The 22,086-nt window shown below is 59.1% G+C and carries 20 protein-coding genes and 1 pseudogene; 12 read left to right on the top strand and 9 right to left on the bottom strand.

Annotation, left to right across the window (positions count from 1 at the left end):
• Positions 1-198 precede the first annotated feature (198 nt).
• Both IFT47_RS02095 and pdeM read left to right on the top strand, forming a co-directional pair.
• Complete coding sequence (locus IFT47_RS02095; protein ID WP_192171579.1) at positions 199-2,691, top strand: ligase-associated DNA damage response DEXH box helicase; 2,493 nt, start codon at positions 199-201, stop codon at positions 2,689-2,691.
• Positions 2,688-3,344, top strand: coding sequence for a ligase-associated DNA damage response endonuclease PdeM (gene pdeM, locus IFT47_RS02090; RefSeq protein WP_192171580.1), 657 nt, complete (start codon positions 2,688-2,690; stop codon positions 3,342-3,344). Before IFT47_RS02095 ends, pdeM begins: the two co-directional genes overlap by 4 nt.
• A gap of 119 nt (positions 3,345-3,463) precedes the next feature.
• Here pdeM and IFT47_RS02085 read toward each other — a convergent pair whose 3' ends face one another.
• Complete coding sequence (locus IFT47_RS02085) at positions 3,464-3,685, bottom strand: hypothetical protein (RefSeq protein ID WP_074889014.1); 222 nt, start codon at positions 3,683-3,685, stop codon at positions 3,464-3,466.
• Positions 3,686-3,794: 109 nt separating this feature from the next.
• Positions 3,795-4,361 (bottom strand): dCTP deaminase, encoded by a 567-nt coding sequence (gene dcd / locus IFT47_RS02080; protein ID WP_002554836.1) that lies wholly within the window; start codon positions 4,359-4,361, stop codon positions 3,795-3,797.
• A 310-nt stretch (positions 4,362-4,671) separates the two neighbouring features.
• On the opposite strand from dcd, the gene IFT47_RS02075 reads away from it, so the two are divergent.
• Positions 4,672-4,881: a cold-shock protein gene (locus IFT47_RS02075; protein WP_002554837.1), complete on the top strand. Its 210-nt coding sequence runs from the start codon at positions 4,672-4,674 to the stop codon at positions 4,879-4,881.
• Between the two features lie 166 nt (positions 4,882-5,047).
• On the opposite strand, the gene apbC is transcribed toward IFT47_RS02075, so the two are convergent.
• The gene (gene apbC / locus IFT47_RS02070; RefSeq protein ID WP_192171581.1) at positions 5,048-6,142 is read right to left on the bottom strand and encodes an iron-sulfur cluster carrier protein ApbC; all 1,095 of its coding nucleotides are present in this window, start codon (positions 6,140-6,142) and stop codon (positions 5,048-5,050) included.
• 182 nt (positions 6,143-6,324) lie between these two features.
• On the opposite strand from apbC, the gene metG reads away from it, so the two are divergent.
• From metG to IFT47_RS02050, 4 genes and pseudogenes are all read left to right on the top strand, one after another.
• Positions 6,325-8,373 carry a methionine--tRNA ligase gene (gene metG, locus IFT47_RS02065; protein ID WP_192171582.1) on the top strand — a complete coding sequence of 683 codons (2,049 nt, stop codon included), beginning with the start codon at positions 6,325-6,327 and terminating at the stop codon, positions 8,371-8,373.
• Positions 8,336-9,271: pseudogene (rsxB, locus tag IFT47_RS02060) on the top strand (electron transport complex subunit RsxB); the annotation flags it as partial. The gene metG and the pseudogene rsxB, both read left to right, overlap by 38 nt.
• A 20-nt stretch (positions 9,272-9,291) precedes the next feature.
• Entirely contained in the window at positions 9,292-9,930 is a 639-nt protein-coding gene (nth, locus tag IFT47_RS02055) for an endonuclease III (RefSeq protein WP_108122181.1), read from the top strand.
• A 105-nt stretch (positions 9,931-10,035) separates the two neighbouring features.
• The gene (locus tag IFT47_RS02050) at positions 10,036-10,224 is read left to right on the top strand and encodes a PA3496 family putative envelope integrity protein (protein WP_192171584.1); all 189 of its coding nucleotides are present in this window, start codon (positions 10,036-10,038) and stop codon (positions 10,222-10,224) included.
• Positions 10,225-10,324: 100 nt separating this feature from the next.
• Here the strand turns inward: IFT47_RS02050 and IFT47_RS02045 are convergent, their stop codons facing one another.
• Positions 10,325-10,951: a response regulator transcription factor gene (locus IFT47_RS02045; RefSeq protein ID WP_037012286.1), complete on the bottom strand. Its 627-nt coding sequence runs from the start codon at positions 10,949-10,951 to the stop codon at positions 10,325-10,327.
• A gap of 1,150 nt (positions 10,952-12,101) precedes the next feature.
• Between IFT47_RS02045 and IFT47_RS02040 the strand changes: the two genes are divergently transcribed.
• Entirely contained in the window at positions 12,102-12,656 is a 555-nt protein-coding gene (locus tag IFT47_RS02040) for a hypothetical protein (protein WP_244655866.1), read from the top strand.
• 170 nt (positions 12,657-12,826) lie between these two features.
• Here IFT47_RS02040 and IFT47_RS02035 read toward each other — a convergent pair whose 3' ends face one another.
• Complete coding sequence (locus tag IFT47_RS02035; protein ID WP_007938916.1) at positions 12,827-14,044, bottom strand: argininosuccinate synthase; 1,218 nt, start codon at positions 14,042-14,044, stop codon at positions 12,827-12,829.
• Between the two features lie 130 nt (positions 14,045-14,174).
• Positions 14,175-15,161, bottom strand: a complete 987-nt coding sequence (locus IFT47_RS02030; protein WP_192171585.1) for an OmpA family protein — start codon at positions 15,159-15,161, stop codon at positions 14,175-14,177.
• A gap of 144 nt (positions 15,162-15,305) precedes the next feature.
• On the opposite strand from IFT47_RS02030, the gene pyrC reads away from it, so the two are divergent.
• The 4 genes from pyrC (at position 15,306) to bfr (ending at position 18,560) form a co-directional block, all read left to right on the top strand.
• Complete coding sequence (gene pyrC / locus IFT47_RS02025; protein ID WP_192171586.1) at positions 15,306-16,352, top strand: dihydroorotase; 1,047 nt, start codon at positions 15,306-15,308, stop codon at positions 16,350-16,352.
• Positions 16,349-17,026 (top strand): ribonuclease T, encoded by a 678-nt coding sequence (rnt, locus tag IFT47_RS02020; RefSeq protein ID WP_122536107.1) that lies wholly within the window; start codon positions 16,349-16,351, stop codon positions 17,024-17,026. The genes pyrC and rnt overlap by 4 nt, the downstream gene beginning before the upstream one ends.
• A 638-nt stretch (positions 17,027-17,664) precedes the next feature.
• Positions 17,665-17,883, top strand: coding sequence for a bacterioferritin-associated ferredoxin (locus tag IFT47_RS02015; protein ID WP_065992556.1), 219 nt, complete (start codon positions 17,665-17,667; stop codon positions 17,881-17,883).
• Positions 17,884-18,083: 200 nt separating this feature from the next.
• Positions 18,084-18,560 carry a bacterioferritin gene (bfr, locus tag IFT47_RS02010; RefSeq protein WP_065992554.1) on the top strand — a complete coding sequence of 159 codons (477 nt, stop codon included), beginning with the start codon at positions 18,084-18,086 and terminating at the stop codon, positions 18,558-18,560.
• 88 nt (positions 18,561-18,648) lie between these two features.
• Here the strand turns inward: bfr and grxD are convergent, their stop codons facing one another.
• From grxD to IFT47_RS01995, 3 genes are all read right to left on the bottom strand, one after another.
• Positions 18,649-18,978: a Grx4 family monothiol glutaredoxin gene (gene grxD / locus IFT47_RS02005; RefSeq protein ID WP_065992552.1), complete on the bottom strand. Its 330-nt coding sequence runs from the start codon at positions 18,976-18,978 to the stop codon at positions 18,649-18,651.
• 107 nt (positions 18,979-19,085) lie between these two features.
• Positions 19,086-21,194, bottom strand: coding sequence for a molybdopterin oxidoreductase family protein (locus IFT47_RS02000; protein WP_192171587.1), 2,109 nt, complete (start codon positions 21,192-21,194; stop codon positions 19,086-19,088).
• A 147-nt stretch (positions 21,195-21,341) separates the two neighbouring features.
• Positions 21,342-21,644 carry a hypothetical protein gene (locus IFT47_RS01995; RefSeq protein WP_192171588.1) on the bottom strand — a complete coding sequence of 101 codons (303 nt, stop codon included), beginning with the start codon at positions 21,642-21,644 and terminating at the stop codon, positions 21,342-21,344.
• Positions 21,645-22,086 lie beyond the last annotated feature (442 nt).

Raw genomic sequence — 22,086 nt, 5'->3', positions numbered from 1 at the left:
TTCCACCTTGCTCGCGAAGGCATTCTGTCAGTCAGCCTACCTGTTGCTGACCCGCCGAATTCGCGAGCAAGCTCGCTCCCACAATGCCCGATACTGCCGGTACGTCTCTGCCCGACAACAATCGATCCAAACGGATATTCCATCAAACTATTGCACCCTCCCAGCGGTCTCTGACTTAACCCCTCCCAGAGCCTGCGCATGCCAAAAGCCGTCAATTTCGCCAAGCGCTGGTTTGCCGAGCGTGGCTGGAAACCCTTCCCCTTCCAGAAGGAAGTCTGGGCCGCCGTTGCTCGCGGCGAGTCGGGTCTGCTGCACGCCAGCACCGGCGCGGGCAAAACCTACTCGGTGTGGTTTGCCGCACTCAACCAGTTCGCCAGACCTGCGCCCGAGCCCACGGAGCAGAAGCCGCGCAAACGCAAGCCGGTCGCCGCGCCCCTGAGCGTGCTGTGGATCACGCCCATGCGTGCCCTCGCCGCTGACACCGCCCGCGCGCTGGAAGGCCCGCTGCAGGATTTACAGATTCCCTGGAGCGTCGGCCTGCGCACCGGCGACACCAGCAGCAGCGAACGCGCCAAACAGGGTCGTCGCCTGCCCTCCGCGCTGATCACTACGCCGGAGAGCCTGACACTGCTGCTGACCCGCGCCGATGCCCAGGCGACGATGTCGACGCTGAAGATGGTCGTCGTCGATGAATGGCACGAGCTGATTGGCAACAAGCGCGGCATCCAGTTGCAACTGGCGCTGGCCAGGCTGCGCCAGTGGAATCCCGAGCTCGTCATCTGGGGTCTTTCCGCAACCCTCGGCAATCAAGATCATGCGCAACAGGTGCTGGTGGGCGACCACGGCACCACCGTTCACGGCAAAGTGGTCAAGGAACTGATCGTCGACACGCTCTTGCCGCCCTCCATCGAGCGCTTCCCCTGGGCCGGGCACATGGGCTTGCGCATGCTCCCGCAGGTGCTGGCCGAAGTGGACAGCAGTTCCAGTTGCCTGCTGTTCACCAATACCCGGGCGCAGTCGGAAGTCTGGTATCAAGCGCTGCTGGAAGCCCGTCCTGACTGGGCCGGGCTGATCGCTCTGCACCACGGCTCGCTGTCCCGCGAGGTTCGTGACTGGGTTGAACGCGCCCTTAAAGAAGGCCACCTGAAAGCCGTGGTCTGCACCTCCAGCCTCGATTTGGGCGTGGACTTTCTGCCAGTCGAGCGCGTGCTGCAGATCGGCTCGGCCAAAGGCGTCGCGCGGTTGATGCAGCGTGCAGGACGCTCGGGCCACGCGCCAGGCCGCCCGTCACGGGTCACGCTGGTGCCGACTCATAGCCTGGAGCTGGTGGAGGCCGCCGCTGCCCGTGACGCCGTCAACGCCCGCCTGATCGAACCCCGCGAATCACCCCACAAACCGCTGGATGTCCTCGTACAACATTTAGTGAGCATGGCCCTCGGTGGCGGCTTTACCCCCGACGCGTTGCTCGCCGAAGTTCGCACCGCATGGGCCTACCGGGACCTGACCGACGAAGAATGGGAATGGGCGCTGGCGTTCGTGCGCTACGGCGGCTTGTCGCTGACGGCCTACCCTGATTATCGACGCGTCGAGCCGGACGAAGACGGCATCTGGCGCGTCCCCGATGCGCGCCTCGCCCGCCGCCACCGCATGAGCGTGGGCACCATCGTCAGCGACGCCAGCATCAACGTGAAGTATTGGAGCAAGGGTGGCGGAGGCGGATCCCTCGGCAGCGTTGAAGAAGGCTTTATCGCCCGATTGAAACCCGGAGACGGCTTTTTGTTCAGCGGTCGCCTGCTGGAACTGGTGCGCGTTGAAAACATGACCGCGTACGTGAAAAAAGCGACGAGTAAAAAAGCCGCCGTCCCACGCTGGAATGGCGGACGGATGCCGCTCTCAAACGAGCTAGCCGATGCCGTTGTCGAGAAATTCGATGCGGCTGCCCGGGGCGATTTCAGCAGTCCCGAGATGCACATCGTCAGCCCGTTGCTCGAAGTGCAACGGCAATGGTCAGCGTTGCCGCGCAAGGACACGCTGCTCGCGGAAGTCCTGAAGTCCCGGGAAGGCTGGCATTTGTTTCTGTATCCCTTCGCCGGACGGCATGTTCACCTGGGATTGGCGAGCCTGCTGGCCTGGCGACTGAGTCGGGACACGCCACTGACCTTCTCGATCGCCGTGAATGACTATGGCTTCGAACTGCTCAGCGCCACCCCGATCGACTGGAATGAGCGTCTGACGACTCAGCTGTTTTCCGAAGACGAGCTGCTCGCCGATATCATTGCCAGCCTGAACGCCGGTGAACTGGCCTTGCGCCGCTTTCGCGAGATTGCCCGCATCGCCGGGCTGGTGTTCTCCGGCTACCCCGGCGCCCCCAAAAGCAACCGACAACTGCAGGCCTCCAGCGGCTTGTTTTTCGAAGTGTTCAAACAGTACGACGCCAGCAACCTGTTGCTGACCCAAGCGCAGGAGGAAGTACTGCGACAGGAACTCGATGTCGCCCGTCTCGAACAAACCCTCAGCCGCATCAATAACCGGACCCTGGATTTGCACGTGATCAAACGCCCCACCCCGATGGCCTTTCCGCTGCTGGTCGAACGCATGCGCGAAAGCCTCAGCACCGAAAAACTCTCCGACCGCATCGCACGCATGGTCAGCGATCTGGAAAAAGCCGCCGGACCTGAGGTCATGACGTGAGGCCGTATCTTTCGATTCAGCTGGCAGGTGCGGAGTTGTGGTTACTGGCGGACAAAGCCATTTATTACCCGGCGGAGCGCGCGCTATTGATCGCCGACGCCCACTTCGGCAAGGCCGCTGCCTACCGACGACTGGGCCAGCCAGTGCCCCATGGCACCACCGACGATAACCTTCAGCGCCTGGATGCACTGCTGGCGAGCTACGACTGCGATCGGTTGATCTTTCTGGGGGATTTTCTTCATGCTCCGGAATCCCATGCGGCTGGCACTCTGGCGGCCATTCAGGCATGGCGCGACAAACACCACGATCTGGCAATCACCCTGATTCGGGGAAACCATGACAAGCGTGCAGGGGACCCGCCACCGGCGTTGCGCATGGACGTCGTCGAGGAGCCGATGTTTCTGGGACCATACGCGTTACAGCATGAACCTGACCCACACCCTGACTTTCACGTACTGGCGGGCCATGTGCACCCGGCGTACAGGCTTTATGGACGTGGACGCCAGCGATTGCGGCTGCCGTGCTTCTACGTGCTGCCACGGGTGAGCCTGCTGCCAGCATTCGGCGCGTTCACGGGGGGAATGAATATTGATCGGGCTGAGAACAGCAAAATCTATGTGGTAGGGGATGGCGCGGTGTGGGAGGCGGTTTGAGAAAAGCGGCAGTTCGAGATCGCGGGGCGACGTGCGCCGAGGCACCGCTGGTCATTAGCTGACGACCAAACTGGGGACAGATTGTGCCCGCCGATGCTGCGGCATCGACGGGACATGAATCAGGCGACCGGAGCGGGTGGCGGCTCGTCCGGGATTGTCGGCACGCCGCCTTCGTCAGGCTGGGGGTACTCGTTTGGACTGTCCGGGTCTGGCTGCCCGGGAATGCCCCCGGCGACCATATTATTGAGGTGTGGATGCGCTAACAGCGACCAAGCCAGCAAACCAACCTGATTGGCACTCGGGTCGGGTTCCTTGCTGCTGGTGTTGATGTGTCTCTTCATAGGGCACTCCTGAGCGTTGGCCCCATTCGCATGGTGCGGATGGGAACAGTTCAGTCAATAGAGTGCGAATTCCGAGACAAATTCAGTGACTGGCTGACAAATGGCGCTATCAGGTACGCGGCAGCGTCACACCGCGCTGGCCCTGGTACTTGCCGCCACGGTCTTTGTAGGAGACTTCACACTCTTCGTCGGATTCCAGGAAAAGCATCTGTGCGACGCCTTCATTGGCGTAAATCTTCGCCGGCAGCGTGGTGGTGTTGGAGAACTCCAGCGTCACGTGGCCTTCCCATTCAGGCTCAAGGGGTGTCACGTTGACGATGATGCCGCAGCGCGCGTAAGTGCTTTTGCCCAGACAGATGGTCAGCACGTTACGCGGAATGCGGAAATATTCGACGGTGCGCGCCAGTGCAAACGAGTTCGGCGGGATGATGCAGACATCGCTTTTAATATCGACAAAACTTTTTTCATCGAAATTTTTCGGGTCCACCGTCGCCGAATTGATGTTGGTGAACACCTTGAATTCGTCGGCGCAACGCACATCGTAGCCGTAGCTGGAGACACCGAAAGAGATCACTCGATCAGCGCCTTCGCCGCGCACCTGACGCTCCACAAACGGCTCGATCATGCCGTGTTCCTGCGCCATGCGGCGAATCCACTTGTCCGATTTGATGCTCATGGCGGTGTCCTGAATAGCGAGGTGAAAAAGATGTCCGGCATCTTACCGGTCGAACGCTCCGGGTTCAAAGATTGCGCGCCGTGTGCATTAAGGGCGTTGAGCCACCTCAAGAAAAAATCGCAGACAGCCCCTTTGCACATCTGAAAAAGTGGGGTAAGGTGGCTCCACTGTGTTGCTTGTGTCACTGAGAATATCTACACGATGTTGAATTTCGATCCAACCATCTCCAAGAATTTTTCCTGCTCTTTGCACTCAGTCTCGGCCAGGGCATTTCCTGAGTCGCAGTTAACTTTGTCCAAGGAGATACACCATGTCTAATCGCCAAACTGGTACCGTTAAGTGGTTCAACGATGAAAAAGGCTTCGGCTTCATCACTCCACAATCCGGTGACGACCTGTTCGTTCACTTCAAAGCTATCCAATCCGACGGCTTCAAAAGCCTGAAAGAAGGCCAACAGGTCTCTTTCATCGCTACCCGCGGTCAGAAAGGCATGCAAGCTGAAGAAGTTCAAGTTATCTAACTTGTACTGATTCGCTTAAAAGACCCCGCCCTCAAAAGCGGGGTTTTTTTATGCCTGTCAAAAAAGCACTTCTGCCCATCCCGCCTGCAACCTCCACCTGAAACCCCATCAGCGCGACATGCCGAGCATCCGACACATCGCGCATCTCGCCTGCCGGCTTAATGCCTCAATCGTCGCTGACAGAAATGCTCGGCATCTCCGCCGTGGCAGCTTCCTGCAGCACGATCCGCGCGCCCACATGACGCGCCAGCTCCTGATACACCATTGCGATCTGACTCTCAGGCTCGGCAATCGCCGTGGGCTTGCCGCCATCGGCCTGTTCTCGAATCAACATGGACAGTGGCAGCGAGGCCAGCAGCTCGACGCCATACTGGGTCGCCAGCTTCTCCCCTCCGCCTTCGCCGAATAGATGCTCGGCATGACCGCAGTTCGAACAGATGTGCACGGCCATGTTTTCAACGACACCCAGCACCGGGATGTTGACCTTGCGGAACATCTCCACGCCTTTCTTCGCGTCCAGCAATGCAAGGTCCTGCGGGGTCGTGACGATGACGGCGCCAGCGACCGGCACCTTCTGCGCGAGGGTCAGCTGGATATCGCCGGTGCCAGGCGGCATGTCGATGACCAGATAATCCAGGTCATTCCAGGCGGTCTGGGTCACCAGCTGCAGCAGCGCTCCCGAAACCATCGGCCCTCTCCAGACCATCGGTGTGTTGTCATCGGTCAGAAACGCCATGGACATCACGTCAATGCCGTGGGCCTCAATGGGCACGAACCACTTCTGATCCTTGATCTTCGGACGGGTGCCTTCGGCAATGCCAAACATGACGCCCTGGCTCGGGCCGTAAATATCGGCATCAAGAATGCCCACACGCGCACCTTCCCGGGACAGCGCCAACGCCAGGTTGGCCGCGGTCGTGGATTTACCGACGCCGCCTTTGCCCGACGCAACCGCCACGATGTTCTTTACGTTGGCCAGGCCGGGGATTTGGCCGAGGGCTTTGTGAGGGTGAATCACCGACGTGATCTGGACGCTCGCCGAGGCGACGCCATCCAGCCCTTCAATCGCCATCTGCAGCATCTGCGCCCAGCCGTTCTTGAACAGCGCGGCCGCGTATCCCAACTCCAGCTGGACGCTCACGCGACTCCCGTCGATCTCGATGGCGCGGACACACCCGGCACTGACCGGGTCCTGATTCAGGTAAGGATCGATGTACTGGCGAAGGACGGCTTCCACCGTTGCGCGATTGACAGCGCTCATGGGTGACTCCTTAAAGACTGAGTAAAACAGGCGGCCATCCTACCTTGTATGCCCGATAAAGAGCGCAGCGACGTTTTTCTTTCAAGCACATCGGCAGATTCCGACATGCAGCGCGGGATGAAAAAAAACGCTCAGGCCTTTATAGTGGCCGACCTCCGTTTCACTTCAAGTAGCCGAGCCCAATGTCCGAGCCACGCAAGATTCTCGTCACCAGCGCCCTGCCCTATGCCAATGGTTCCATTCACCTTGGCCACATGCTCGAGTACATCCAGACCGACATGTGGGTGCGCTTTCAAAAGCACCGCGGCAACCAGTGCATTTATGTGTGCGCAGACGACGCCCATGGTTCGGCCATCATGCTGCGCGCCGAAAAAGAAGGCATCACGCCCGAGCAACTGATCGCCAACGTGCAGGCCGAGCACAGCGCCGACTTCGCTGACTTTCTGGTGGATTTCGACAACTTCCACTCGACCCACGCCGAAGAAAACCGCGAGCTGTCGAGCGAGATCTACAAACGTCTTCGCGACGCCGGCCACATTGCCACGCGCTCCGTGACGCAGTATTTCGACCCGGAAAAGAAAATGTTCCTGGCCGACCGCTTCATCAAAGGCACCTGCCCGAAATGCGGCACCGAAGACCAGTACGGTGACAACTGCGAGAAGTGCGGTGCCACCTACGCCCCGACTGACCTGAAAGACCCCAAGTCCGCGATTTCCGGTGCAACCCCGGTACTTCGTGATTCCAAGCATTTCTTCTTCGACCTGCCTGCGTTCGATGCCATGCTCAAGAGCTGGACGCGAAGTGGCACACTGCAGGACGCCGTGGCGAACAAGATCGCCGAGTGGCTGGATTCCGGCCTGCAGCAGTGGGACATCTCCCGCGATGCGCCGTATTTCGGCTTCGAGATCCCCGACGAGCCGGGCAAATATTTCTACGTATGGCTGGATGCTCCTATCGGCTACATGGCGAGCTTCAAGAATCTGTGCGCACGCCGTCCGGAGCTGGACTTCGACGCGTTCTGGCGCAAGGATTCGACCACCGAGCTTTACCACTTCATCGGCAAGGACATCGTCAACTTCCACGCGCTGTTCTGGCCCGCAATGCTCGAGGGTTCGGGATTCCGCAAGCCTACCGGCATCAACGTCCACGGCTACCTGACCGTCAATGGCCAGAAGATGTCAAAATCCCGCGGTACCTTCATCAAGGCACGCACCTACCTCGAACATTTGTCGCCGGAATACCTGCGTTACTACTACGCGGCCAAGCTGGGCCGTGGCGTCGATGATCTCGACCTGAACCTTGAAGACTTCGTGCAGAAGGTCAACTCTGACCTGATCGGCAAGGTGGTGAACATTGCCAGCCGTTGCGCGGGATTCATTCAGAAAGGCAACGCAGGTCTGCTGGTGGCCGGCAATGCCGAGCCCGAGTTGACGGACGCTTTCCGCACCGCAGCGCCGAGCATTGCCGACGCCTACGAGGCGCGTGACTTTGCCCGCGCGATGCGCGAAATCATGGCGCTGGCCGACCGCGCCAACGCCTGGATTGCCGAAAAGGCGCCGTGGTCGCTGGCCAAGCAGGAAGGCAAACAGGACGATGTTCAGGCGATCTGCGCCCTGGGCATCAATCTGTTCCGTCAGTTGGTGATCTTCCTCAAGCCTGTGCTGCCGAATCTGGCCGCAGACGCCGAGCAGTTCCTCAACGTCGCGCCACTGACCTGGAACGACCACCAGACGCTGCTGAGCAATCATCAGCTCAACCCGTTCCAGCCGCTGATGACCCGCATCGACCCCGTAAAAGTGGAAGCCATGACCGACGCATCGAAAGAAGACCTGGCCGCCAGCGCCACCGACACAGGTGCGGCACCGCAGGGCAATGGCGAGCTGACGAAAGACCCGCTCTCTCCGGAGATCGACTTCGACGCCTTTGCGGCGATTGACCTTCGCGTCGCGCTCATCGAGAAAGCCGAGCACGTCGAAGGCGCCGACAAGCTGCTGCGCCTGACGCTGGATATCGGCGACGAGAAGCGCAACGTCTTCTCCGGCATCAAGAGTGCCTACCCGAACCCGGCGGAGCTGGAGGGTCGGTTGACCATGATGATCGCCAACCTGAAGCCGCGGAAAATGCGCTTTGGTATCTCGGAAGGAATGGTGATGGCAGCGGGTCCTGGCGGTGAAGAGATTTACCTTCTGAGCCCTGACAGCGGCGCCAAGCCCGGTCAGCGCATCAAGTAACCCGACCCGAACCGTAACATTCTGCACGTTATCGACGGCCCGCTCGGGTCGTCGATCTGGTCCAAGCATGAGCCTGATTCAGCGCATCGACGCCTTGCTGCCGCAAACCCAGTGTGGGAAGTGCGGCCATCCAGGCTGCCAGCCCTACGCCGAAGGCATTGCGAGCGGCGAAGCCATCAACAAGTGTCCACCCGGCGGCGACGAGACCATCGCAGCCCTGGCTCGACTGCTGAAAGTGCCGGTGCTGCAACTGGACATCGAACGAGGCCGCGCGCCGGCGCAAGTCGCGTTCATTCGCGAGGCCGAATGCATCGGTTGCACCAAATGCATTCAAGCCTGCCCCGTGGACGCCATCGTTGGCGCCGCCAAGCTGATGCACACCGTCATCGTTGAGGAATGCACCGGCTGTGATCTGTGCGTTGCGCCCTGCCCGGTCGACTGCATCGACATGCTGCCGTTGCCAGTGACCTCCGTGCCGTTCATTGGTGATTGCGCGATGGATGAAGAGCAGCGATCCGTCAGGGCCGTCAAACGCAGTCGTGCGCGGCAACGCTTTGATGCGCGCTCGGCCCGCCTGCAGCGCGATGAGCAGCGACGCCAGGCCGAACGCCAGGCTCGCCCGTTACGGACCGTCACGCCGGCCGTTCTCCAGCCAGATCCGGCGCAAGCCGCCCTGGCGCGGATTCGCTCAAAACCGTCGACAAGCAGTGACGCGGCGTTGAAACAGGCACGCGCCCAGGTCGCCATGAGCAGAGCTCAACTGCTGAAGTCGTTGAAAGCCTTTGGTCACCCGCCGATTGCCGAACAAGCTGCGCAACTCGTGCAACTGCAGCGTGGCCTCGACGAGGCAGAGCATGCGCTGGCCCAATTGCAGAACCCGGCGCCCGCAGCACCGTCTTTTCAGGAAAAGCCCACCCCATGAACGCCGCCAAACGCCTTGAGATCTTTCGTCGCTTGCACGAAGACAATCCCGATCCCAAAACCGAACTGGCCTACACCACGCCGTTCGAGCTGCTGATCGCCGTGATTCTCTCGGCACAGGCCACCGATGTCAGCGTCAACAAGGCCACGGCGCGTCTCTACCCGGTCGCCAATACGCCTGAGGCGATTTACGCGCTGGGTGTCGAGGGTTTGTCTGCCTATATCAGAACCATTGGCCTGTACAACAGCAAGGCCCGAAACGTGATCGAAACGTGCCGTTTGCTGATTGAATTGCACGGCGGCGAGGTGCCTCAGACCCGAGAGGCCCTCGAAGCCCTCCCCGGCGTGGGCCGCAAGACCGCGAATGTGGTCCTGAACACCGCGTTCCGCCAGTTGGCGATGGCAGTCGACACGCACATCTTCCGCGTCAGCAACCGTACCGGCATCGCGCCAGGGAAGAACGTGGTGGAAGTTGAAAACAAGCTGATGAAATTTGTGCCCAGGGATTACCTCATGGATGCGCACCATTGGCTGATCCTTCACGGGCGTTACGTGTGTATTGCGCGCAAGCCCCGGTGTGGCAGTTGTCGGATCGAAGACCTGTGCGAGTACAAGGCCAAGACCTCTGACGATTGAACGATAGCGTCTCAAGGCTTTGATCGATTAAAAAAATCTTTTTTACCCGCGCAAGGTTTGTCGTTATAAGGAGCGCCAACGACCGTTCACGCCTGAGGCTGAATCATGAGCGATGAAAAAGACACCATCGAAGTCGAAGTCGACGACGACTTCGTGATCGAGGACCCGGACGAAGTCCCGCCCGCGCCGGTAGAAACCGCCAAGACCAACCTCAGCAAGCGCCGCACGATCGACAACCTTCTGGAAGAGCGTCGCCTGCAACGTCAGCTTGCGGATTACGACTTCGATTTCTGAGCCGGCCGGGACGGCACTCTAACAGCAGGCCTCTCCCGACAGAGAGGCTTGGCGGCATCAGCTGATGACGCCGCCCTCAGATACCGTCCTCTCACGGCCATCAGACCAACCCGTTTCGTTGCGCGAGCTCGATCAAGTCCACCAGCGAATGCGCATTGAGCTTGAGCAGCAGGCGCGTCTTGTACGTGCTGACGGTTTTGTTGCTCAGGAACATGCCGTCGGCGATTTCCTTGTTGGTCTTGCCACGGGCCAACTGCTGCAACACCATCATTTCCCTTCCCGACAGACGATCCACCATCTCCGCCTCACTGGCATTGCCGAGACTGGAGCGCACTGTGTGCAACGCCTGGTTGGGGAAATAACTGTAGCCGGACAACACCGCCTTGATGGCGCTGAGCAACTCGGTCAGATCCTGCTGCTTGCAGACATAACCTGCAGCACCCGCCTGCATGCAGCGCATTGAAAAATGCCCCGGTGCCTGGGAAGTCAGGATCAGCACCTTGAAGGCCAGCGTCATCGCCGACAATCGGGCGATAACCTCAAGGCCATCGAGCTTGGGGATACCGATGTCCAGAATGACAATGTCCGGCAAGTGCTCGCGCGCCAGTTGTAACGCATCCACGCCGTTATCCGTCTCGGCAATGACTTCGTAGCCATGGCGTTCCATCAACATGCGTACGGCGAGCCTGATGACAGGGTGATCATCCACGATCAACACTTTATTCATGAGCAGTCCATTCTTCGCTGTTCGAATTTTCAGAGCCCGCACAATAGCTTAGTCGTTTAGTGCTTTGCATGGCGCTCCTCCCTGCAGATCAGCAGGCAAAGACCTTTCTCACTCAACCAACAGAAAAATCCTACAAAACCTGCCCTATCCGCTCTATTTTTTACGATGTTCAATCCCGTCTCAGTACGTGACCGCATAATGTCCGAGACCGCAAGTGGTAATTTTTGAATCCTGAATACGCTGAGCATTTCTCACTATATGAATGCGGGTTGATAGCGCGATTTGCCCTAAGGCAGGTCGGCGACCCGCTTGCTCCGCCGACGGGTTTGAATGCGCGGAAATCCAGGGCTTTCCTGGACGCTCGGGAAAAATGGTTATCTCTGTGAGAACTGGCTCAGGCCAATGGGTTTAAGCCCATTCACCTTGGGCGTATGGATTCAGCATATGCCCATATTGCCAGGCCGCCAGCAAACAAAAATCATAAAATATTGCAGGCCATGGGAACCGTATGCGACCGCACACACTTGGTTAAATGACACAGGCGAACTCGAAGAGTTTGATTACATCTTAAATACTCGAAAGGACCTACAGCGTGTTCAGAAATTTCTGAACAGTCCGGATTAACTTTCAACTGGTCCCGCCTTGATACGGGGTACCGGGAGGGGGCCAGATAGTTACGTCACTTACCCTCCCTCGAACCGGGTTACCCAAATTATAACGACCGCCTCACATCACCCCCTATTAAAAAGAGGGGCTGGCCCGCCTCTCACGTAATACCATTCAGACGATAACATCCAGCACCCTCAGGCCATTCCAGAAAAATACTACATAACTAACGGATTATTATTACCGCAAAGAACTTCACCGAAAGGAATTAAAAAACAAACCCCCTATTTTTTGGCTTTTTACTTGCCAAACCTATTACCAGTCGTTACTTTTTGATGAGCGAATGGTTCAGCCCACTAATAGTTAGTGGCTCTTATCACAATATAAGATTATTGCACACATAAATACTGGCGCTTCTATATGACAGTAATCCGTGCGCAGGCCGCTCTCCGGCTTGAATAAGCCATTCAGTGTTTAAACGCTCTTAAGCGTGAACGTCCCGGCAGTGAAGGCTGTTTAGTTGATATGTTCAAAGGAACCTACCATGACCAAGAAAATAAAATACTCCATTGGCGCAAGCAGTGACCCTATCAAACTGGCGGAGGCGGTAGAGCGCTATGTTTCCCAGGGCGGCGTCATTAACGTCATTGCAGAAGGAGAGTCGCGGGAGACGGAAGCGTCGAGGCAAACCCGAGAGGCCGATCCGGAAGCCGAGCTGTGCACCAAGGTCGACCTGCTCAAGGGCCTTGTGGCCAAGGGAGCTGGTGTCGCCGCGCTGCAATACTCGCTGCGCATGAACCAAAAGGACATCAAGCGTTTGGCCAGCGAGAACGGCCTGAAAATCCGCTACTGCCAGCCTGTTCGCCGGTCACGCGCATCCCGGCAACGAGAGCCGGTTACCCTGGACGACGCCATTGCCGGGCATGCCATGCATTACTCGGCGCTGGGTTACACCGTTCCGGAGATCGCTCAACTACTGGGTGTCGGCGTACGCGATATCTGGGACATCGGCAAAGCCTATCGTTTTGAGTTTCGTACAACTTCGCAGGGGGGTACGGCTGAGAAAGCCGCTGGCGGAGAGACAGATTTGCCAGATTGAGGCAGGAGATAACGCACAGCGCAAGAGCGTCTATTACTGCTCTTGAACGACGGCAACAACCGGCCGGTGTCGGATCAGTAAAGGTTGCAGGTGAAGCGGCAGCGGCATACGGAGGACAGGTGTAATGAGTGCAGCCCTGAACAAGGGCTGCACATCAATCACGACAACGATCAGAACAACTTGCGGCCTTTGTTCGCTGCAATCCGCATGCGCAATGCATTGAGCTTGATAAAGCCCGCAGCGTCTGCCTGGTTGTAGGCGCCGCCGTCTTCTTCAAAAGTCGCGATGTTGGCATCGAACAGCGACTCGTCGGACTTGCGACCGGTCACGATGACGTTGCCTTTATACAGCTTCAGGCGCACGACACCATTCACGTGGGCCTGCGACGCATCGATCATCTGCTGCAGCATAAGACGCTCAGGGCTCCACCAGTAGCCGGTGTAGATCAGGCTGGCGTACTTCGGCATCAGCTCGTCTTTAAGGTGAGCGACTTCGCGGTCCAGGGTGATCGACTCGATCGCACGGTGAGCGCGCAGCATGATGGTGCCGCCCGGGGTCTCGTAGCAGCCGCGGGACTTCATGCCGACATAGCGGTTTTCGACGATGTCCAGACGACCGATGCCGTGCTCGCCGCCAATGCGGTTCAAGGTGGCAAGGACGGTGGCCGGAGTCATTTCAACGCCGTCCAATGCCACGATGTCGCCATTGCGGTAGGTCAGCTCCAGGTACTGCGGCTTGTCCGGCGCGTTTTCCGGGGAAACTGTCCACCGCCACATGTCTTCTTCGTGCTCGGTCCAGGTGTCTTCCAGCACGCCGCCTTCATAGGAGATATGCAACAGGTTGGCGTCCATCGAGTACGGGGATTTTTTCTTGCCGTGGCGCTCGATCGGGATCGCGTGCTTCTCGGCATAGTCCATGAGCTTCTCGCGGGACAGCAGGTCCCACTCGCGCCATGGCGCAATGACTTTTACACCAGGCTTGAGCGCATAGGCGCCCAGTTCAAAGCGGACCTGGTCGTTGCCTTTACCGGTAGCGCCGTGGGAAATGGCGTCGGCGCCGGTTTCGTTGGCGATTTCGATGAGGCGCTTGGCGATCAGGGGGCGCGCGATGGAAGTACCCAGCAGGTACTCGCCTTCGTAGACGGTGTTGGCGCGGAACATCGGGAACACGAAATCACGCACGAATTCTTCGCGCAGGTCGTCGATGTAGATTTCTTTTACGCCCATGGCTTGTGCCTTGGCGCGTGCCGGCTCGACTTCTTCGCCCTGACCCAGGTCAGCGGTAAAGGTCACCACTTCGCAGTTGTACGTATCTTGCAGCCACTTGAGGATTACCGAAGTATCCAGGCCACCGGAATACGCGAGAACTACCTTGTTTACGTCCGCCATGCCATCACTCCAACGCGTTGTACGGAAAACCGACGAGTTTACCGATCACGCGCGGGAATTTACAGTGTCGCGACAGCTTCTGACGACAAAGCGACAGATTCTGTCAGTCAGACGACCTGGCCGCGCATCATCAAGACGCCTTGGCGGGGGTCGCACTGGCTGCTGTCACAGGCGCAGCGCCGGGGGTTGGCGTTGCGGCAGGCCCAGGCAATGGGGCCGGCGCCGGAGCGGGTGCAGCAGCGGGCGGTATGGCCGGAGTCTGCTGCGCCACACGCTCCAGATGAATGTTGACCCGGCGGTTGCGCGCGCGATTGGCGTTGTTGGTGTTGGGCGCCAGTGGGTACTGTTCGCCGTGGAAGCGCAGGGTTATCTGCTCTTCCGGGATGCCTTGGGCTTTAAGGTAGTCCATGACCGACAGCGCACGACGCCGCGACAGATCGCGGTTGGTCAATCGGTTACCACTGTTGTCGGAGTGACCATCGAGTTCGACATGATTGACCGTCGGATCAGCCTTCATATAAGCCAGCACGGTGTCCAGCTGGCGTTTGGCCTTGGCGTCCAGCTCGATGCCGCCGCCAGGGAAGCCGATCTCGGACTGACGCACTTGCTCGAAATTCATCGGCAACAGCTTCGCTGTACACTCTTGAAACTCGCCGTAGGCCTTGCTGAATTTGACTGGCAACAGACGGACTTCCATCGCGCCGCCGCCATCGCGCAGAGAATGACGAAACACCGGGCTGCGCCCTTCCATCAGGCCCGCGATCAGGCGTGTGGCCTGGGCCTGATTGGTATTGAAAGGAATCTCGCCGCCGCTGACTCTCACCGCGCCAAGATTGAGGTCACTGCGACCCGGCTGCCACGGTGCCGCGGCGGCAATCAACATGGCCGAACCGGACGCCAGACTGTAGCCATTGGCTTTCAAGCGAAAGGTCGGCTGCTCACCCGCGCGACGCACGAACTCTCCGGCACCGAAATCGGTGATTGGCTGCGTCAGCCTGCACTCGAACTGGTCGCCTTCCACCTTCCACTCAATATTCTCCAGACGGGTCTGGAATGTGAGCGCCATGGCCGGCAGGCTGGCAAACGCGCTGAGCAGAGCTAGATATCGCTGGCGCACGGGAGGCTCCACTGAATTTACGTGTAACAGGATTTATGACTTACACGTGGCTATCGGTAACTTCCCGCAAAACTTGATAGCGAGTGCCTGGAGGAGTCTTTTCCGGTAGCATTCCCAGCGAGTTTGACCCGCCTGGAATCCCCAATGTCCGAACGCCTGACCCTCCTGCGCCCCGACGACTGGCACATCCATCTTCGAGATGGCGCTGTTTTGCCCCACACCGTCGCCGACGTAGCGCGCACTTTTGGCCGCGCGATCATCATGCCGAACCTCGTGCCGCCGGTACGCAACGCCGAGCAAGCGGACGCTTATCGTCAGCGCATCCTCGCTGCGCGCCCGCAAGGCAGTCGCTTCGAGCCGCTGATGGTGCTTTACCTGACCGACCTGACGCAGCCCGAAGAGATTCGCGCCGCGAAGGCCAGTGGTTTCGTCTACGCCGCCAAGTTGTACCCGGCAGGCGCCACCACCAACTCCGATTCGGGCGTGACCAGCGTCGACAAGATCTTCCCGGTGCTCGAGGCGATGGCCGAAGTGGGACTGCCGCTGTTGATCCACGGCGAGGTGACCCGCGGCGACATCGACGTGTTCGACCGCGAGAAAATTTTCATCGATGAACATATGCGCCGTGTCGTCGAGCGTTTCCCGACCTTGAAAGTGGTGTTCGAACACATCACCACCGCCGACGCCGTGCAGTTCGTCAATGAAGCGTCGGCCCATGTCGGCGCGACCATCACTGCGCACCATTTGCTATACAACCGCAATCACATGCTGGTGGGCGGCATCCGTCCCCACTTCTATTGCCTGCCGATCCTCAAGCGCAACACCCACCAGGTCGCCCTTCTTGATGCCGCCACCAGCGGCAGCAGCAAGTTCTTCCTCGGAACGGACTCGGCGCCCCACGCGCAGCACGCCAAAGAAGCGGCATGCGGTTGTGCCGGCTGCTACACCGCATTCGCCGCCATCGAGCTGTACGCCGAGGCATTCGAGTCACGCAATGCGCTGGACAAGCTGGAAGGTTTCGCCAGTCTCCACGGCCCGGCCTTTTATGGCCTGCCGGCCAACACTGACACCATTACCCTGGTTCGTGACGAGTGGACGGCCCCCGCCAGCCTGCCGTTTGGCGAGCTTTCTGTTATCCCGCTGCGCGCCGGTGAAAAACTGCGCTGGCGCCTGCTGGAGGAACACGCGTGAGTGAAGAACATTACGAAGACGAGCAAGAAGGCTCCGGTGGCGGTACAGGGTCCCGGCACCCGATGGCTGCCCGTTTTCGCGGTTACCTGCCCGTTGTCGTTGACGTAGAAACTGGCGGTTTCAATTGCGCCACCGATGCATTGCTGGAAATCGCCGCCACGACGATTGGCATGGACGAGAAAGGCTTTGTCTTTCCGGACCACACCTACTTCTTCCGCGTCGAACCTTTCGAAGGCGCCAACGTTGAAGCGGCGGCACTGGAGTTCACCGGCATCAAACTGGATCACCCGCTGCGCATGGCCGTGAGCGAAGAAACGGCGCTGACCGACATCTTCCGCGGCATTCGCAAGGCGCTGAAGGCCAATGGCTGCAAGCGCGCGATTCTGGTGGGTCACAATGCCAGCTTCGACCTGGGCTTTCTCAACGCAGCGGTTGCGCGGCTCGACATGAAGCGTAATCCGTTTCACCCGTTCTCCAGCTTTGACACCGCGACCCTGGCGGGCCTGGCGTACGGTCAGACTGTCCTGGCGAAAGCCTGCCAGTCGGCGGACATCGATTTCGATGGCCGCGAAGCCCATTCGGCCCGTTACGACACCGAGAAGACTGCCGAGCTGTTCTGCGGCATCGTCAACCGGTGGAAAGAAATGGGCGGCTGGCACGACTTCAACGACTAAGTCGATGCTGCTGCGCGATTGAAGAACCGGCCCAAGTGGCCGGTTTTTTATGGGGTGGGGATCGAGAGGCAGTGATCGGCTCACACTCCGTCAGCGCGCCGACCGGCCCCTTCCCGGCTAAAGCCGGTCCCACTAATAGACCGCGCGCGCCTGTAGGACCGGCTTCAGCCGGGAAGCTCCTGTACTGCTTCTGATCTGCTCTTGATCCGCTCTTGATCTTCTTACGCAAAAGGCTCAGTCACCGCAGAACGCGACTTGGGTGCAGGCTGAACGCAGGTCTCGCGGAGTGGGCCGAGCGGCATGGATGCCGCGAGAGCGCCGTCAGGACATGGATGTCCGTTCGGCGCGGGCCCACGGAGCGAGACCGGAGTGAAGGAACCCTGACGAAGGAAGGGCCAAACCAGGAGCAAGCACCCTTGGTTACTTGGGGTGCTTTTTCCAAGTAACTCGCCGAAGGCGAAACGTTCTGCCGTTAGGCAGGACCTATCTATGCATCTCTGCGTATGGGGAATCAGCATTGGGACTCGGCTGACCACTCATCGGAGGTCACATCCAGAAGGCTGAGTAGTTTTGACAAGCATTCTCATTAACATTAGTATCCCTCGCATTGAGCCAATCACTCAGCGACGGTTTCTTATATGTATGTCTGCCTCTGCCAAGGTGTTACCGACGGACAAATCCGTGAAGCAATCATGGAAGGATGCTGCAGTTATCGTGACGTCCGCGAGACCCTGGGTGTCGCCAGCAAATGCGGCAAATGTGCCTGCCTGGCGAAGGAAGTGGTGCGTGAAACCCTGACCGAGCTGCAAACCAGTCATGCCGCCCTCGCCTACCCCGCAGAATTTTCAGCTGCCTGAATTACCGATTTCAAACAAAACCGGACACTGTCCGGTTTTTTTATGCCTTTAATTCAATCGCTTAGCAACAAGATGCGGAACACAAACATTCTTATTCCTATTTATTTTCACTTATTATTCAATAACTTAGGTTTGACAGAGTTATAGAGGGGGCTCAGACTTGCCGCCTGTATTACCTATACCTTCGACAGGACCCGATCATGAAAGGCGACATCACAGTCATCCAGCATCTCAACAAGATCCTCGGTAACGAGCTGGTCGCGATCAATCAGTACTTCCTGCATGCGCGCATGTACGAAGACTGGGGCCTGAACAAGCTGGGCAAACACGAGTACCACGAATCCATCGACGAGATGAAACACGCTGACAAGCTGATCAAGCGCATCCTGTTCCTGGAAGGCCTGCCAAACCTGCAGGACCTCGGCAAGATTCTGATCGGCGAGCACACCAAGGAAATGCTTGAGTGTGACCTGCGCATCGAGCGCAAGGGCCACGCCGACTTGAAAGCAGCCATCGCGCACTGCGAAACCGTTGGCGACTTCGGCAGCCGCGAGATGCTGGAAGACATTCTGGAATCGGAAGAAGAGCACATCGACTGGCTGGAAACCCAGCTGGGCCTGATCGACAAGGTCGGCATCGAAAACTACCTGCAATCGCAGATGGGCGAAGAGGACTGATTCCAGTCCCGGACATCGTCTTAAAGCATCGCCCAATAAAAAGCCCCGCGTCTCGGCAGAGAGCGGGGCTTTTTTGCGACTGCCGAAATCAGGCAGTAGCGTTCTTCGCAACAGCGTCTTTCACCAGTTTCTGCAGCGAACCGTCGGCCTGCATTTCAGTGATGATGTCGCTACCGCCGACCAGTTCACCACCGACCCACAGCTGCGGGAAAGTTGGCCAGTTGGCGTATTTCGGCAGATTGGCGCGGATTTCAGGGTTCTGCAGGATATCGACGTACGCGAACTTTTCGCCACACGCCATCAGTGCCTGAGAAGCCTTGGCCGAAAAGCCGCACTGCGGGGCATTCGGAGCGCCTTTCATGTAAAGCAGAACGGTGTTGCTGGCAATCTGATCTTTGATCGTTTCGATAATATCCATGGAGCACCTCGGCTAAACTTTACGACTGTATGTGTCGACACGGTGGCGCATTCTAAACGATTCCCGAGCATAACGCTCGGTCTTGGCCTTGATCGCCCCGATGACCGTCATGCCGCCGAAACCGTGACTGGCACCCCATTCAGCACGGCGTTACCGGAAATCCCGTCCAGCGCCCGCTCGTCAGTCAGGTCATTCGCGCTTTCACCTGGCTGTGCCGCCGCGATGTCCATTTTCACGCCCGGACGACCGTGGCCCCAGCCATGGGGCAGGCTGACGACCCCGGGCATCATGTCGGCGCTGCCCATGACCTCGACCTCGATCACGCCGACCCGCGAGCTGACCCTGACCCGCTGTCCGTCCACCAACCCTCGGCTGAGCAAGTCGTCGGGGTGCATCAGCAACTGATGCCGCGGCTTGCCTTTCACCAGACGATGGTAATTGTGCATCCATGAATTATTGCTGCGCACGTGGCGCCGACCGATCAGCATGAGGCCATCGGCGTGCGCAACCGGCTGCGCGGCGAAGCGAGCAAGATCGGCAAGGATCACCGGCGGCGCGGCCTGCACGCGCTGATTGACTGTTTTGAGGCGCGCAGCGAGGTTGGGCTTGAGCGGGCCGAGGTCCAGGCCGTGGGGATACTGCGCCAGTGTTTCCAGGGACAACTTAAACGGCGAAGCATCACCATACAGCCCGGCGCGCAGACCACGATCGACCATCTGCGCCGGCGGCATTGTCGGTTTCAGCTCGCGGCCGGTTTTCAGTGCGAACGCCTGGGCGAGGCCGACGAAGATTTCCCAGTCGTGCAGCGCGCCTTCGGGCTTGGCGAGGATCGCGCGGTTGAAGCGGGTGACGTTGCGCACGGCGAACATGTTGAACGTGGTGTCGTAGTGGTCGTTTTCCAGCGCGGACGTCGATGGCAGGATGAGGTCTGCGTGCCGCGTGGTTTCGTTGATGTATAAATCGACGCTGACCATGAATTCCAGCCCTTCAAGGGCGGTGTCGAGCTGACGGCCGTTGGGTGTCGACAACGCCGGGTTGCCCGCGACCGTAACCAGCGCCTTGATCTGCCCTTCTCCAGGGGTCAGCATTTCCTCGGCCAGTGCAGACACCGGCAGCTCGCCGCCGTACTCGGGCAGTTGCGAGACGCGGCTCTGCCAGCGATTGAAGCTGCCGCCGGAGGTCGACGCCACCAGATCCAGCGCGGGCTCGGTGCACAGCGCACCGCCTGCACGGTCGAGATTGCCGGTGACCAGATTGATCAGTTGCACGAGCCAGTGGCACAGGGTGCCGAACGCCTGAGTGGAAATACCCATACGCCCATAACACACCGCACTTTCGGCGGCGGCGAAGTCCCGCGCGAGCTGCCTGATCTGCTCGGCCGGCACCCCGCATCGAGGGCTCATCGCGTCGGCGTTCATCTCGCTGACCGCCGCGCGGACATCCTCCAGGCCATCAACGGCAAGGTGGCTTTCACGGGTCAGGCCTTCGGCGAACAGGGTGTGCAGCACGCCGAACAGAAACGCTGCGTCGCCGCCCGGACGGATGAACAGGTGCTGATCGGCGATCGCAGCGGTTTCACTGCGTCGCGGATCGACCACGACGACTTTGCCGCCACGGGCCTGAATCGCCTTGAGGCGCTTCTCGACGTCGGGCACGGTCATGATGCTGCCGTTGGACGCCAGCGGATTGCCGCCGAGGATGAGCATGAAATCGGTGTGGTCAATGTCGGCGATGGGCAGCAGCAGGCCGTGGCCGTACATCAAATGACTGGTCAGGTGATGGGGAAGCTGGTCTACAGACGTTGCGGAATAACGATTGCGGGTTTTCAGCAGCCCTAGAAAATAATTGCTGTGGGTCATCAGCCCATAGTTATGCACGCTGGGGTTGCCCTGATACACCGCCACCGCGTTCTGACCATGGCGCGCCTGAATGTCGGCCAGGCGCTCGGCGATCAGATCAAACGCGGCCTGCCACTCGATCGGCTGCCAGTCGTTGCCAATGCGCTGCATGGGCTGCCGGAGGCGATCGGGGTCATTCTGGATATCTTGCAGCGCGACGGCTTTGGGGCAGATGTGCCCGCGACTGAAGGTGTCCTGCGCATCGCCCTTGATCGAGGTGATCAGGGTGGTGGCGTCGTCCTGCGGGGTGGTTTCGAGGGTGAGGCCGCAAATCGCCTCGCACAGGTGACAGGCACGGTGGTGGAGAGTCTTGGTCATCGCCAGTCTCGAGTTTTTATAGGGCGATCAAGCCGATCGCGGATACAAAACTATGGGACCTGTCCGGGCGATGCGCCAGAAACGTCAGTGCCGTGAATCGGGCTGCATCAGGCGAGCCGATAGCTCACCCGATGAAGGAAGCGTCACTCAGGAAGCAGCGCCACCGATGGGCGTGACCACCTTGCGCTGCATCTGCACCTCATGAACCGTTTCGATCTGCTCCTGAGACACCTGGATGCCGGTGAGTTCGCCGATCAGCCGCCAGTGCTCGTCGAGTCCGGCGCTGATGGTGGCCATGCGATCGATCATCCGACGCCCCGCAGAACGTGTGACCTCGTCTTCGCTGCGCATCAGTTCGAACGACATCGACGTCATGGACGCCGTGAGGTGCGTAAGGGTTCGAGCCGTGAGCCCGAGCAGTTCCGTCAGTTGTTGCTCTTTTGAATCCATTCCCCACCTCTTTGGAGGACATAAGCCGCCTTTATAACCCACGCCGATGGTTTAGGAAACGTCCGGGTTTCCGCGGCGTAAAGCATGTCGCATAAGGCTGCACAGTGGTTTGCGACTGTTACGGATCAGGCAGTAATCGCAGCGACGCCAAAGGGTGTCACATGCGAGCGATCTGATCAGGACTAATGCGATGGCGAAAGGCCTGCGCAGAAACATGACTGTAGCACTTCGTTACATGAAAAGCGTCCTGCGAACGCCGCTTTCAGGCTACCGAACGTCCGACGACGATTTTCCATCGCGGCGGGCCTTGGCATCAGGCGACATTTTCTTATACCCTCGCGCCTTCCCTATTCGTCGCCCCGTGCGGCTTTCGCCGCAGGTCTCGCCCGTTTTTCCGAAAAAAACCCGGCTTTGAGGATCTGCGGTCTGTTGCAGACAAGGT

The sequence above is a fragment of the Pseudomonas sp. CFBP 13711 genome (assembly GCF_014842265.1).
Lineage (GTDB): Bacteria > Pseudomonadota > Gammaproteobacteria > Pseudomonadales > Pseudomonadaceae > Aquipseudomonas.
The sequence above is the reverse complement of the archived record's forward strand: the minus strand, read 5'-3'. Positions and strand labels throughout refer to the sequence as shown.